The organism is Shinella fusca (assembly GCF_014203155.1).
Lineage (GTDB): Bacteria > Pseudomonadota > Alphaproteobacteria > Rhizobiales > Rhizobiaceae > Shinella > Shinella fusca.
The window spans coordinates 49,432-62,342 of record NZ_JACHIK010000008.1 but is presented as its reverse complement, the minus strand read 5'-3'; the positions used below and the strand labels follow the sequence as shown (position 1 = coordinate 62,342).

Genomic DNA, 12,911 nt, shown 5'->3' with positions numbered 1-12,911 from the left:
GTCCTATAGAAAAGCCATGAACGTTGCGACCCCCAATCTCGGAAAACCGCGCATCGGCCATTCGGCCTGTCCGCACGACTGTCCCTCCACCTGCGCGCTCGATGTCGAGATCAGCGCGGACGGCCGCATGGGCCGCGTCAAGGGCAGCGCCGACAACAGCTACACGGCCGGCGTCATCTGCGCCAAGGTCGCCCGCTATGCCGACCGCCTCTACCATCCCGACCGGCTGATGAAGCCGTTGGTGCGCCGGGGCGAGAAGGGCAGCGGCGACTGGGCCGACATCTCCTGGGAGGCCGCGCTCGACGCCATCGCCGAGAACTTCGTCAAGGCCGAGCAGAAACACGGCAGCGAGGCCGTCTGGCCTTATTTCTACGCCGGCACGATGGGGCTCGTGCAGCGCGATTCCATCGAGCGCCTGCGTCATGCCAAGCGCTATTCCGGCTTCTTCGATTCCATCTGCACCAATCCCGCCTGGACCGGCTTCACCATGGGCGCCGGCACGCTGCGCGGGCCCGATCCGCGCGAGATGGCGAAGTCCGATTGCGTGGTGATTTGGGGCACGAACGCCGTCTCCACGCAGGTCAACGTGATGACCCACGCCGTAAAGGCGCGCAAGGAGCGGGGTGCGAAGATCGTCGTCGTCGACGTCTATGACAACCCGACGATGAAGCAGGCCGACCTCGCGCTGAAGCTGCGCCCCGGCACGGACGCGGCGCTCGCCTGCGCCGTCATGCACGTCGCCTTCCGCGACGGCCATGCCGACCGCGCCTACATGGAAAAGTTCGCCGACGACCCGGCCGGCCTCGAGGCCCATCTTGCAAGCCGCGATCCCGTCTGGGCGGCGGCGATCACCGGCCTCTCGGTGGAGGAGATCGAGGCCTTCGCCGCATTGGTCGGGCGCACGAAGCGCAGCTTCTTCCGCCTGGGCTACGGCTTTTCGCGCGGGCGCAACGGCGCGGTCTCCATGCACGCGGCGCTTTCCATCGCCACCGTGCTCGGCTCCTGGCAATATGAGGGCGGCGGCGCCTTCCACAGCAATTCCGGCATCTTCCACCTGCGCCGGTCCGAGCTGATGGGCCTGAAGCTCGTCGACCCGGATATCCGCGTGCTCGACCAGTCGCAGATCGGTCCCATCCTGACGGGGGATCCCGTGGCGCTGCGCGGTCGAGGGCCCGTGACGGCGATGCTCATCCAGAACACCAATCCCGCGAATGTCGCACCCGAACAGCGCCTCGTGAAGCGGGGCTTCCTGCGCGAGGATATTTTCGTCGCCGTCCACGAGCAGTTCATGACCGATACGGCGAAACTCGCCGATATCGTGCTGCCCGCCACCATGTTCGTCGAGCATGACGACATCTATCGCGGCGGCGGCCACCAGCATATCCTGCTCGGGCCGAAGCTCGTCGAGCCGCCCGCGACGGTGCGCACCAATCTCTTCGTCATCGAGGAACTGGCAAAACGCCTCGGCGTCGCCGACATGCCGGGCTTCGGCCTTTCCGAGCGCGAGCACATCACGCGCATGCTGCCCTATTACGAAACGGACTTCGACGGGTTGAAGGAAGAAAGGTGGATCGACTGCCAGCCGGATTTCGAGGCCTCGCATTTCCTCAAGGGCTTCGGCTTCCTGGACGGAAAATTCCGCTTCCGCCCGGACTGGACGGGAACGCCCGCGCCCAACAAGCCGCCCAAGGTGCTCGGCGCCTTCGGCCCGCACGCGGCGCTGCCGGTCCTTCCGGATTATGTCGAGGTCATCGAGGCGGCGGACGAAGAGCATCCCTTCCGCCTCGCCACCTCGCCGAACCGCTCCTTCCTCAATTCCACCTTCAGCGAGACGAAGGTTTCGCGTGAGCGCGAGGGCCGGCCGGAGGTGATGATCCATCCCGAGGATGCGGCGGCCAACGGCATCGAGGACGGCGCGGTCGTGCGCCTCGGCAACACGCGCGGGGATATCCGCCTCCATGCCCGCATCACGGGCGAGGCCAAGCCCGGCGTGCTGATCGCCGAGGGCATCTGGCCGAACTCCGCCCATCTCGACGGCGAGGGCATCAACGTGCTGACGGGGTCCGATCCCATCGCGCCCTATGGCGGCGCGGCCTTCCACGACAACCGCGTCTGGCTGCGCAAGGCCTGAGGAGTTTTCATGCCGGCCGAAACCGTTTCGCCCATCCGCATCGTCGAGCAGAACACGGTGTGGAAGCGCTTCATTCACCTGCGCACGCTCGTTCTGGAACAGACCCGCAAGGACGGACGCGTCGAATGGCTCGACCGCGAGGTGCATGACCACGGTGCGGCCGCGGCGATCCTGCTGGTCGATCCCGTGCGCCGGTCGGTCGTCCTCGTGCGCCAGTTCCGCCCCGGCGCTTTCTTCGGCGGCCACCCGGACGGCTTCCTCCTGGAGGTGCCGGCCGGCCTTCTCGACGACGACAGCCCGGAAGACGCCATCGCCCGCGAGGCGATGGAGGAGACCGGCTACGCCGTCTCCGACCTCATCCACCTCTTCGACACCTATTCGAGCCCCGGCACGCTGACGGAGCGCGTCTCGTGCTTCGCCGCGCATATCGACAGCGCTAAGCGCGAGGGCCGGGGCGGCGGCGTCGACGGCGAGGGGGAGGACATCGAGATCGTCGAGATGCCGATCGACGAGGCCTGCACCCTCGTTCCCTCCGGCGGCATCGTCGACGCCAAGACGATGATGATGCTGCAATGGCTGATGCTCAATCGGGAGTTTGCCGGCTGAGTGCTGTAGCACCCCCCTCTGGCCTGCCGGCCATCTCCCCCACAAGGGGGGAGATTGGATGTAGGGGCGTTTCGCCAAACTTTGACGCTGTTATTGATTGCCGTCTTCGCTTCTAGCCGATCTCCCTCCTTGTGGGGGAGATGGCCGGCAGGCCAGAGGGGGGTAAATCCGCGACGACGCGCTTTGCTTCCGCAGGCGAATACCCCTCAAGCCTTGACAAACGAGCCCGGCCATGCGCTTTTCCGCGCGATTTTCTTGGGTAGCTGCGCCGGGTTCCTCCCGCGCGGCCCGTCAGCATTTCAGGATACCACGATGCACCGTTACCGCAGCCACACCTGCGCCGCCCTTCGCAAGTCGGATGTCGGCGAGACCGTCCGCCTTTCCGGCTGGGTCCACCGCGTCCGCGACCATGGCGGCGTGCTCTTCATCGACCTGCGCGACCATTACGGCATCACCCAGGTCGTCGCCGACCCCGATTCGAAGGCGTTCAAGCTGGCCGAGGCCGTGCGCGGCGAATGGGTCATCCGCATCGACGGCCTCGTCAAGGCGCGCACCGAGGAGACGGTCAACAAGGCCATGCCGACCGGCGAGATCGAGCTTTACGCCCATGAGATCGAGGTGCTGTCCGCCGCAAAGGAACTGCCGCTGCCGGTCTTCGGCGAGCCGGACTATCCCGAAGACGTGCGCCTGAAGTATCGCTTCATCGACCTCCGCCGCGAGACGCTGCACCGGAACATCGTCAAGCGCACGCAGATCATCTCCGCCATGCGCCGCGGCATGGGCGAGGCCGGCTTTGCCGAATACACGACGCCGATCCTGACGGCCTCCTCGCCGGAAGGCGCGCGCGACTTCCTCGTGCCGTCCCGCATCCACGAGGGCAAGTTCTTCGCCCTGCCGCAGGCCCCGCAGCAGTACAAGCAGCTCCTGATGGTCGCCGGCTTCGACCGCTATTTCCAGATCGCGCCGTGCTTCCGCGACGAGGACCCGCGCGCCGACCGCCTGCCGGGCGAGTTCTACCAGCTCGACGTCGAGATGAGCTTCGTCACCCAGGAAGACGTCTGGGAGACGATGGAGCCGATGATGACGGCCGTGTTCGAGGAGTTTGCCGAAGGCAAGCCCGTCACGAAGAACTGGCCGCGTATTCCCTACGACGAGGCGATCCGCAAATACGGCTCCGACAAGCCGGACCTGCGCAACCCGATCGTCATGCAGGCCGTTACCGACCACTTCGCCGGCTCCGGCTTCAAGGTCTTCGCGAACATGATCGCGTCGAACCCGAAGGTGGAAGTCTGGGCGATCCCGGCCAGGACCGGCGGCTCCCGCGCCTTCTGCGACCGCATGAACGCCTGGGCGCAGTCGACCGGCCAGCCGGGCCTCGGCTACATCTTCTGGCGCAAGGAAGGCGAGAAGCTGGAAGGCGCAGGTCCCCTTGCCAAGAACATCGGCGAGGAGCGCACGGAGGCGATCCGCACCCAGCTTGGCCTCGATGACGGCGATGCCTGCTTCTTCGTCGCCGGCGATCCGGCCAAGTTCTACAAGTTCGCAGGCGAAGCGCGCACCCGCGCCGGCGAGGAACTGAACCTCGTCGACCGCGACCGCTTCGAAATGTGCTGGATCGTCGATTTCCCGTTCTACGAATGGAACGAGGACGAAAAGAAGATCGACTTCGCGCACAACCCCTTCTCCATGCCGCAGGGGGGCCTTGAAGCCTTCGACAGCAAGGATCCGCTGGAGCTCAAGGCCTACCAGTACGACGCCGTCTGCAACGGCTTCGAGATCGCCTCCGGCTCGATCCGTAACCAGTCGCCGGAACTGATGGTCAAGGCCTTCGAGAAGGTCGGCCTCTCGCAGGCCGATGTGGAAGAGCGCTTCGGCGGCCTCTACCGCGCCTTCCAGTACGGCGCCCCGCCGCACGGCGGCTGCGCCTTCGGCATCGACCGCGTGGTCATGCTGCTCGTCGGTGCGAAGAATCTCCGCGAGATCTCGCTCTTCCCGATGAACCAGCAGGCGCAGGACCTCCTGATGAACGCGCCGTCGCCGGCAACGCCGACGCAGCTTCGGGAACTCGCGCTCCGCGTCGTTCCGTCCAAGAAGGACTGAGCCCGCGAAAGGCCGGGCTTGCCCGGCCTCATGCCCCGGCAAGACAGGAAAAAGCCCGGAGCGGCGACGCTCCGGGCTTTCGTGTTTTCGTGGGGTGCCGGAAGGCTTATTCGGCGTTGGCCGTGACGGAGACACCGAGGACCTGCGGAATGGTCTGCGGCGCGCCCATGGCGGCGCCCATGATCATCGGGAACGGCACCGGCTCCTTCGGCTCGGCGCTGATCTTCAGGCTCTTCGGGTCGTCGAGATAGGTGTTCACGGCGGCCGAGATCTGGTTCTGCAGGTCGGGCATGTTGAGCTGGGCGATCATCAGCGGCACCATGCCCTTCAGCGACTGCGCGAGCTGGTCGCCCGTCACGCCCTGTTCCTTGCCGGCATAGTCGAGCAGCTTCTTGGTGATGGAGGCGTCCTCGAAGGTGATGGAGGCGTTGTTGAAGGTGAGCTGCTGGACGAGGCCCATCATGGCCATGCCCATGGCGGCGTTCGCCTCGTCCTTGTTCGGGTTGGCCTCGGCGGTCTTCAGCGCTTCCTGCACGTTCTTCAGGAAGTCGAGCGTGTAGCCGGAGAAGGCAAGGCTGAGGTTCAGGCGGCCGATATCCTTGAAGTCGAAGGCGTATTCGTCCACGGCCAGCTTGCCGCTCGCCAGTTCCCAGCTCCCCGACATGGTGACTTCGCCTTCCAGCGAATGGATGCCGAGCGTGTCCAGCGCGTCCTTGGTCTTGGGGTCCTCGACCGTCGACAGGTCGGCCTTGAGGTCGGAGAGCGTGGCGTCGAATTCGAGGCCGGCATCATCGTCCATGCGCGAGAGGTTCGCTTCCACGCCGGACATGGAGAAGACTTCCTTGCCCTTGGCGGTGACGCTGACCGGGCCGGTGGTGGCCGATTCGTACATCATCAGCGAATCGAGCGTGCCGGGAACGACCTTGCCGGGAATGGAAACGCCGCTTACCGAGATATCCTTCGCCGAAACCGTCGTGTCGGGTTCCGTCACGTTGATGTCCTCGAAGGAGACCGTCTCGATCGTGTAGCCGCCGTCGTCGGCTTCCTCGACGCCTTCCATGGTGACGGTGCCGAGCTTGAGCGGCGCCTCGGAGCCCGTGGCCTTCAGCTCTGCGCCTTCCAGCGTGACGGTCGAGCCATCGACGGCGACGTTCGAGGAGGTGAGGGTGACGCCGCTCGTGGCATAGGTCGCATTCAGCTTGGCCAGCAGGTCCGCACCGTCGAGTGCGAAGGCGGGGCTTGCCAGGGTGGCGAGCGCGGCGCCCGCAAGAAGGGTGCGGAAGTGGGAGGTGCGCATCATGGATAGGCTCTCTTTCTGATTTCTTGGACGGCTGCCTTGCCGTTACCGCTCCTAGACGGGCGGTGCGGCAAATATATTCATGCCGCATGGACTTTCCACGGGATTCTCTGCCCGCCGCGACAGTTTTCGAACAGCCTTTATAAACCGCTATCCACAGCCCGATCGCCCCGATTCCTTGCCGCGAATCGGCAGGAGGTCTAGTCAAGACCCATGGGACAAAACACTTTGCCGCCCGATGGCGGAGACGACCACATTCAACCCGTCGATCTCAAGGCGGCGCTGGAAGAGCGCTACCTTGCCTATGCGCTGTCGACGATCACCCAGCGCGCCCTTCCGGACGTTCGCGACGGCCTGAAGCCGGTGCACCGCCGCATCATCCACGCGATGAGCGAAATGGGCCTTCGGTCCAATTCCTCCTTCAAGAAATGCGCGCGTATCGTCGGCGACGTCATCGGTAAGTTCCACCCGCACGGCGACCAGTCGGTCTACGACGCGCTGGTGCGCCTCGCGCAGGATTTCTCGCAGCGCTATCCCATCGTCGACGGGCAGGGCAACTTCGGCAATATCGATGGCGACAATGCGGCCGCCTACCGATACACCGAGGCGCGCATGACCGAGGTCGCCTCGCTGCTGCTGGAAGGCATCGGCGAGGACGCGGTCGATTTCCGCCCGACCTACAACGAGGAGGACGAGGAGCCGGTCGTCCTGCCGGGTGCCTTCCCGAACCTGCTGGCGAACGGTTCCTCCGGCATTGCCGTCGGCATGGCGACGTCCATTCCCTCGCACAACGCGCATGAACTGTGCGACGCGGCGCTCCATCTCATCCGCAACCCGGAGGCGGATGTCGAAAAGCTCGTCGAATTCGTGCAGGGCCCCGACCTTCCGACCGGCGGCATCATCATCGACAGCCGCGAAAGCATCATCGAGGCCTACAAGACGGGCCGCGGCGGTTTTCGCGTGCGCTCGAAATGGGTGACCGAGGACCTCGGCCGCGGCGGCTACCAGATCGTCGTCACCGAAATCCCCTACCAGGTGCAGAAGTCGCGCCTGATCGAGAAGATCGCTGAGCTGCTGATCGCCCGCAAGCTGCCGCTGCTGGAGGACATCCGGGACGAATCGGCCGAGGACGTGCGCATCGTGCTGGTGCCGAAGAGCCGCACGGTCGATCCGACGATCCTGATGGAATCGCTCTTCAAGCTCTCCGAACTCGAAAGCCGCATCCCGCTCAACATGAACGTGCTCTCCATGGGGCGCGTGCCGAAGGTCATGGGCCTCAAGGACGTTCTCGTCGAATGGCTCGCCCACCGGCGCGAAGTGCTCCAGCGCCGCTCGCGCCACCGGCTTGCCGCCATCGACCGGCGTCTTGAAATCCTCGGCGGCTACCTCGTCGCCTATCTCAACCTCGACGAGGTGATCCGCATCATCCGAGAGGACGACGAGCCGAAGGCCGTCCTCATGGAGACCTTCTCGCTCACCGATGTGCAGGCCGAAGCGATCCTCAACATGCGCCTGCGGTCTCTCCGCAAGCTCGAGGAATTCGAGATTCGTACCGAATTCGACAACCTGTCGAAGGAGAAGGCGGAGATCGAGGCGCTGCTTGCCTCCGACGAGAAGCAGTGGCAGACCGTCGCCTGGGAGATCGGCGAGGTCCGCAAGACCTTCGCCAAGGCGACCGAGATCGGCCGCCGCCGCACCCAGTTCGCGAGCGCGCCCGAGGCCGATGTCGAGGCCATCCAGCAGGCGATGATCGAGAAGGAGCCGATCACGGTCGTCATCTCGGAAAAGGGCTGGATCCGCGCGCTGAAGGGCCATATCGCCGACACGTCCGGCCTCCAGTTCAAGGAGGGCGACGCGCTGAAGGTGGCTTTCCCGGCACAGACGACGGACAAGGTGCTCGTCATGACGACGGGCGGCAAGGTCTATACGCTCGGCGCAGACAAGCTGCCGGGCGGGCGCGGCCACGGCGAGCCGCTGCGCATCATGGTCGACATGGAGAACGACCAGGACGTGCTGACGGCCTTCGTCCACGATCCCGCGCTCAAGGTCATCGTCGCCTCGCAGGCCGGCAACGGCTTCGTGGTGGCCGAGAGCGAGATGGTCGCCAATACCCGCAAGGGCAAGCAGGTGATGAATGTCGGCATGCCGGACGAGGCGAAACTGGTCGTGCCAGTGCGCGGCGACCATGTCGCCGTCGTCGGCGAGAACCGCAAGATGCTGATCTTCCCGCTCGCGCAGCTTCCGGAAATGTCGCGCGGCAAGGGCGTGCGCCTCCAGCGCTACAAGGACGGCGGCGTCTCCGACATCCGCTGCTTCACGCTGGCCGAGGGCCTTTCCTGGGACGACAGCGCCGGCCGCACCTTCGTGCGCACGAAGGACGAGCTCACCGAATGGCTCGCCGACCGCGCCGGCGCCGGCCGTACCGTTCCGAAGGGTTTTCCGCGCAGCGGCAAGTTCAGCGGCTGATCAGCCGGAATAGGGGACGCTGACGTCGCGCACGAAGCGCGTCGTTAGTGCTTTGCAAGTTCTCGCAGAGCTTCCTTGTACTTCTCCATGAAAAGCCAAGCCGCTGCCAGTTGCCTTTCCACATCCTCGTCAGCGGCAGGTGGCGGAGGATCGCGCTTTTCGTCTTTCTGCGTCACGGTCGCACCTCATGTTGGCGGCGGAGCCGCAGCTTACCACCTCATCCCGTGAACGGAAACTCCGCCGCTGCGTCGCTTTCGCGGGCGGCGCGGGCTTTCGAGCGCATCTGCCAGAGCGAGTGGGCGAGGAGGGCGAGGATGAGGATGGAGCCGCCGATGAGGGTCTGCGTGGTGGGCGTCTCGGCAAAGACGATCCACACCCAGATGGGCGCGAGCACCGTTTCGAGCAGGTAGAACATGCCCACTTCCGGCGCGGAGAGGTAGCGCGGGCCCGTCGCCAGGCAGAAGAAGGCGAACGGGATCATGACGAGCCCGTTGAACAGGATGAAGCCGGGATGGGCGATCTCGAACCCGGTATCGGGCAGGAGGAACAGCGCGGCGATGCCGGGAACGAGGGCGGTGACGAGCGGCACGAAGCCCATGTCGAGGCCGCTGCGGCGGCTCAGCGTGATGGCGGAGGCGAGCAGGAGGGCCGAACAGGCCGCCATGGCATCGCCGAAGATGTTGCCGCTCGCAAGGCCGTCATGGACGATCAGCGCAACGCCGGCGACCATCGCCGCCATGGTGAGGAGCGTGGCGTTGGCGGGCCGCTCGCCGAGGAAGACCCAGGAGAGGATCGCCGCGAACATCGACGTGAAGGCGAGGATGAAGACGACGTTGGCCGTCGTCGTGTTGAACACCGCCAGCATGAAGGTCAGCGAATTGATGCCGTAGAAGATGCCGATCAGGAGGCCCATGGGGCCGGGGATCAGCGCCGTGCGCCTGCCGAGCACGAAGCGCAGGACCGACCAGGCGACCATGGCCGTTACGAAGGTGGCGATGCTGCGGGTCGCCAGCACCGACCAGACCTCGCCGGCGGCGGAGCGGATCAGCGGAATGTCGAAGGAAAGGGCAAGGCCGCCCATGGCGGTGATGAGAAGGCCCTTGCGGTGCAGGGCGGGGTCGTTCGTCTGGGACAAGGCGGGGACCGATTCTAGGGCTGGGTTTCAGGCGTTTCCCCGTCATAGCGCTCCCAGCCACGCGGCATCAGGTGCTCCTGCGGCAAAAACTTTGTTTTGTAGTCCATTTTGCGCGATCCCTTGACCCAGTAGCCGAGATAGACGTGCGGCAGGCCGAGCGCCCTGGCGCGGCGGATGTGGTCGAGGATCATGAAGGTGCCGAGCGAGCGGTGGTCGAGGCCGGGATTGTAGAAGGAATAGACCATCGACAGGCCGTCGCCCATCCGGTCGGTCAGCGCCACGGCCATGAGCTCGCCCTGCGGGCGCTCCTTGAGGCCGGAGCCTTCCTCGCGCAGGCGGTACTCGATGATCTTGGTGTGGACATGCGTGTCCTCCACCATCATCGCATAGTCGAGCACGGACATGTCCGACATGCCGCCCTTCTGGTGGCGGGCGTCGAGATACTGGCGGAAGAGCGAATATTGCTCGCTGGAGGGCTCGGCCGGGTATTCGCGCGAGACGAGGTCGGCATTGGCGGAAAGCACGCGGCGCATGGTGCGGCGCGGCTCGAACTCGTTGACGAGGATGCGAACGGAGATGCAGGCCCGGCAGGTCTCGCAGGCGGGGCGATAGGCGATGTTCTGCGAGCGGCGGAAACCGCCCTGGGTCAGGAGGTCGTTGAGCTCCGGCGCGCGCTCACCCACGAGATGGGTGAACACCTTCCTCTCCATCTCCTGCGGCAGGTAGGGACATGCCGCCGGCGCGGTGAGATAGAACTGGGGAGAGGATGTTGCCTGCGTGTTCATCGGCCGTGGGGCGACTCCGTCGCTGTATGACGTTTCTCTGCCAATACCATGGCGCAGTTCGGCAAAAGGTCAACTGGAGGATTTCGCCCGCGGCTTTTGACGGTCCTCAATACCGGCCGCGGCGAACCATCACCGTGCCGAGCAGGAGGTCGTGCAGCAGGCGGCCGCGATCCGTGAAGAGGCCGATGAGCACGATGAACGGTGTCAGCAGCGCATTGCCGATCCAGAACAGCACGAGATGGACGATGGCCGTCAGGAAATCGACCGGCCGGCCGTCGACGCGCGCAAGGGCAAGGCCCATGACGTTCATGCCGGCGCTCGCCTGGCTCGGCCCGCCCATCGTCAGGCCGAAGTAGAGCATGGCGACGATGGCGAAGAGCGCCGGATAGAGGAAGAAGCCGAGGCCGAAGGTCAGGATGCCGAGGAAGAACACCACCACGGCCGCCGGGACCCACAGGAGCGCGATGATGGCGTAGTCGATCAGAAAGGCGAAGATCCGCCGCGACAGCACGCCGCGATAGGCCTGCCAGTCCGTCGTCGGAACCCGCGTCTCGTTGAAGTCTGCGCTCATCTCATTGTCTCCGGAATGGAACATGGCTCACATATGGGGATGTTTTAGGGGAAAACAACGGGTGAGGGTGTGGGGCCACGAAGACCCTCTCTGCCTGCCGGCATCTCACCCACAAGGGGGGAGAAAGGCTGGCGGCTTGCTCTTCCTTCCCCATTTTCCCGCAGAGGGTGCCGCGATGTAAGTCCCTCTGCCTACCCCTTCTTCGCCAGCAGCCGCGCCACGTCCATCGCGAAATAGGTGAGGATGCCGTCGCAGCCGGCGCGCTTGAAGGAGAGCAGGGTTTCCAGCATGACGCGCTCGCCGTCGATCCAGCCGTTGAGGGCGGCGGCCTTGATCTGGCTGTACTCGCCCGAGACCTGGTATGCGAAGACCGGCAGGCCGAACGCCTCCTTCATGCGCCAACAGATGTCCAGATAGGGAAGGCCGGGCTTGACCATCATCATGTCCGCCCCTTCCTCGACGTCGAGCGCGGCGTCGCGCATCGCCTCGGTGCCGTTGGCGGGATCGATGTAATAGGTCTTCTTGTCGCCCTTGAGCAGGCCGCCCGTGCCGATGGCATCGCGATAGGGGCCGTAGAAGGCGGACGCGAACTTGGTGGCATAGGACATGATGCCGACGTCCTGGTGCCCGGCGTCGTCCAGCGCATGGCGGATCGCGCCGATGCGCCCGTCCATCATCTCGGACGGGGCGATGATGTCCGAGCCGGCATCGGCCTGGAGGACAGCGGCCTTGGCCACCAGCTCGACCGTCTCGTCGTTGACGATGACGTCGCCGCGCAGCACCCCGTCATGGCCGTGGCTGGTGAAGGGGTCGAGCGCGACGTCGGTGATGACGCCGATGTTCGGCACGGCCTTCTTGATCGCCCGCGTGGCTTCGTTGATGAGGTTGTCGGCCGCAAGGCTGTTGGAGCCTGTCTCGTCGCGCAGGTTCATGTCGATATTGGGGAAGGTGGCGATGGCCGGGATGCCGAGATCGGCCGCTTCCTTCGCCGCCTCCACCAGCCTGTCGACGCTCATGCGGTCGACGCCCGGCATGGCGGCGACCGGATCGACGATATTTTCGCCCGGCACCACGAAGACCGGCCAGATAAGGTCGTCCACCGTCAGGCGGTTCTCCTGCACCATCCGGCGCGTCCAGTCGGCCTTCCGGTTGCGCCGCATGCGGCGATGGCCGGTGATCTCATCGACGATGTTCATGATGCCATTTCCTTGCATGGATGTTTTTTCGCCTCCTTATCATGCCGGGCGGGCCAATCAAATCGCGTGGGGGAAGGGGGCGCTGCGGCATATGGCCGTGCATGACGCGCTTTGAAGGCTTTATGCGCGCCGGCCTTGCCCTTACTGTCCCCGGATGGTTGCTGATTCTGCCAAGGGCCCGAGACCAAGCCTGACCGAAACGCTGTTCGCGCTGTTCCTGCGGCTGGTGGCGGTGGCGTCCCTGTGGTTCGCCCTGCAATACTGGGCGATGCTCACGGGCTTCTCCTTCGACGGGCGCGGGCGGTTCGATCTCCTGCCGCCGGCCTGGAAGGCGGCCTCCACGGTGCTGGCCGTGCTCTTTCCCGTCGCCGCCGTGGGCCTCTGGCTCCTCGTCTCCTGGGGGCCGGTGATCTGGCTGCTTGCGGCCGCCACCGAGATCGCCATGCACGAGGTCTATCCCTCGATCTTCGGCATCAACCGGCTGCTGGTCGTGACGCACCTTGCAGTCGCCGCCGTCTTCGTCCTTTTCCGCATCGCGCTCTTCCTCCAGCGCCGCCGGCAGGCCCGCACGGTAAGGACTGATTCACCCTGAGACAGGGTCGCCTTCCGGTAAGGCGCTGTTAA

10 protein-coding genes are annotated in these 12,911 nt (G+C 65.3%); 5 read left to right on the top strand and 5 right to left on the bottom strand.

Going from position 1 to position 12,911, the window contains the following annotated elements; all coding sequences use genetic code 11:
- Positions 1-16 precede the first annotated feature (16 nt).
- The 3 genes from HNQ66_RS13100 (at position 17) to aspS (ending at position 4,837) form a co-directional block, all read left to right on the top strand.
- Complete coding sequence (locus tag HNQ66_RS13100) at positions 17-2,131, top strand: molybdopterin-containing oxidoreductase family protein (RefSeq protein ID WP_184144606.1); 2,115 nt, start codon at positions 17-19, stop codon at positions 2,129-2,131.
- 9 nt (positions 2,132-2,140) lie between these two features.
- Entirely contained in the window at positions 2,141-2,737 is a 597-nt protein-coding gene (locus HNQ66_RS13095) for an NUDIX domain-containing protein (protein ID WP_184144605.1), read from the top strand.
- A gap of 312 nt (positions 2,738-3,049) precedes the next feature.
- Positions 3,050-4,837 (top strand): aspartate--tRNA ligase, encoded by a 1,788-nt coding sequence (gene aspS / locus HNQ66_RS13090; RefSeq protein ID WP_184144604.1) that lies wholly within the window; start codon positions 3,050-3,052, stop codon positions 4,835-4,837.
- A gap of 106 nt (positions 4,838-4,943) precedes the next feature.
- Here the strand turns inward: aspS and HNQ66_RS13085 are convergent, their stop codons facing one another.
- Positions 4,944-6,137: a hypothetical protein gene (locus tag HNQ66_RS13085; protein WP_184144603.1), complete on the bottom strand. Its 1,194-nt coding sequence runs from the start codon at positions 6,135-6,137 to the stop codon at positions 4,944-4,946.
- 210 nt (positions 6,138-6,347) lie between these two features.
- On the opposite strand from HNQ66_RS13085, the gene parC reads away from it, so the two are divergent.
- Positions 6,348-8,600 (top strand): DNA topoisomerase IV subunit A, encoded by a 2,253-nt coding sequence (gene parC, locus HNQ66_RS13080; RefSeq protein ID WP_184144602.1) that lies wholly within the window; start codon positions 6,348-6,350, stop codon positions 8,598-8,600.
- 217 nt (positions 8,601-8,817) lie between these two features.
- Here the strand turns inward: parC and HNQ66_RS13075 are convergent, their stop codons facing one another.
- The 4 genes from HNQ66_RS13075 to hemB all read right to left on the bottom strand — a co-directional run bounded on the left by HNQ66_RS13075 (position 8,818) and on the right by hemB (position 12,287).
- On the bottom strand, positions 8,818-9,681 hold the full coding sequence (locus tag HNQ66_RS13075; RefSeq protein WP_380779453.1) for a DMT family transporter: 864 nt from the start codon (positions 9,679-9,681) through the stop codon (positions 8,818-8,820).
- Positions 9,682-9,749: 68 nt separating this feature from the next.
- Positions 9,750-10,520, bottom strand: a complete 771-nt coding sequence (locus HNQ66_RS13070; RefSeq protein WP_184144600.1) for an arginyltransferase — start codon at positions 10,518-10,520, stop codon at positions 9,750-9,752.
- Between the two features lie 106 nt (positions 10,521-10,626).
- Positions 10,627-11,091 carry an RDD family protein gene (locus HNQ66_RS13065; RefSeq protein ID WP_184144599.1) on the bottom strand — a complete coding sequence of 155 codons (465 nt, stop codon included), beginning with the start codon at positions 11,089-11,091 and terminating at the stop codon, positions 10,627-10,629.
- 191 nt (positions 11,092-11,282) lie between these two features.
- Positions 11,283-12,287, bottom strand: coding sequence for a porphobilinogen synthase (gene hemB, locus HNQ66_RS13060; protein WP_184144598.1), 1,005 nt, complete (start codon positions 12,285-12,287; stop codon positions 11,283-11,285).
- 154 nt (positions 12,288-12,441) lie between these two features.
- Here hemB and HNQ66_RS13055 point away from each other — a divergent pair, with 154 nt between their 5' ends.
- On the top strand, positions 12,442-12,879 hold the full coding sequence (locus HNQ66_RS13055; RefSeq protein WP_184144597.1) for a DUF6163 family protein: 438 nt from the start codon (positions 12,442-12,444) through the stop codon (positions 12,877-12,879).
- Positions 12,880-12,911: the final 32 nt, after the last annotated feature.

Bases quoted from the DNA above. Each gene is read 5' to 3' on its own strand.
- HNQ66_RS13085 (WP_184144603.1), bottom strand. From the start codon at position 6,137: ATGATGCGCACCTCCCACTTCCGCACCCTTCTTGCGGGCGCCGCGCTC.
- HNQ66_RS13100 (WP_184144606.1), top strand. From the start codon at position 17: ATGAACGTTGCGACCCCCAATCTCGGAAAACCGCGCATCGGCCATTCG.
- HNQ66_RS13075 (WP_380779453.1), bottom strand. From the start codon at position 9,681: ATGGGCGGCCTTGCCCTTTCCTTCGACATTCCGCTGATCCGCTCCGCC.
- HNQ66_RS13055 (WP_184144597.1), top strand. From the start codon at position 12,442: ATGGTTGCTGATTCTGCCAAGGGCCCGAGACCAAGCCTGACCGAAACG.
- parC (WP_184144602.1), top strand. From the start codon at position 6,348: ATGGGACAAAACACTTTGCCGCCCGATGGCGGAGACGACCACATTCAA.
- HNQ66_RS13095 (WP_184144605.1), top strand. From the start codon at position 2,141: ATGCCGGCCGAAACCGTTTCGCCCATCCGCATCGTCGAGCAGAACACG.
- HNQ66_RS13065 (WP_184144599.1), bottom strand. From the start codon at position 11,091: ATGAGCGCAGACTTCAACGAGACGCGGGTTCCGACGACGGACTGGCAG.
- hemB (WP_184144598.1), bottom strand. From the start codon at position 12,287: ATGAACATCGTCGATGAGATCACCGGCCATCGCCGCATGCGGCGCAAC.
- aspS (WP_184144604.1), top strand. From the start codon at position 3,050: ATGCACCGTTACCGCAGCCACACCTGCGCCGCCCTTCGCAAGTCGGAT.
- HNQ66_RS13070 (WP_184144600.1), bottom strand. From the start codon at position 10,520: ATGAACACGCAGGCAACATCCTCTCCCCAGTTCTATCTCACCGCGCCG.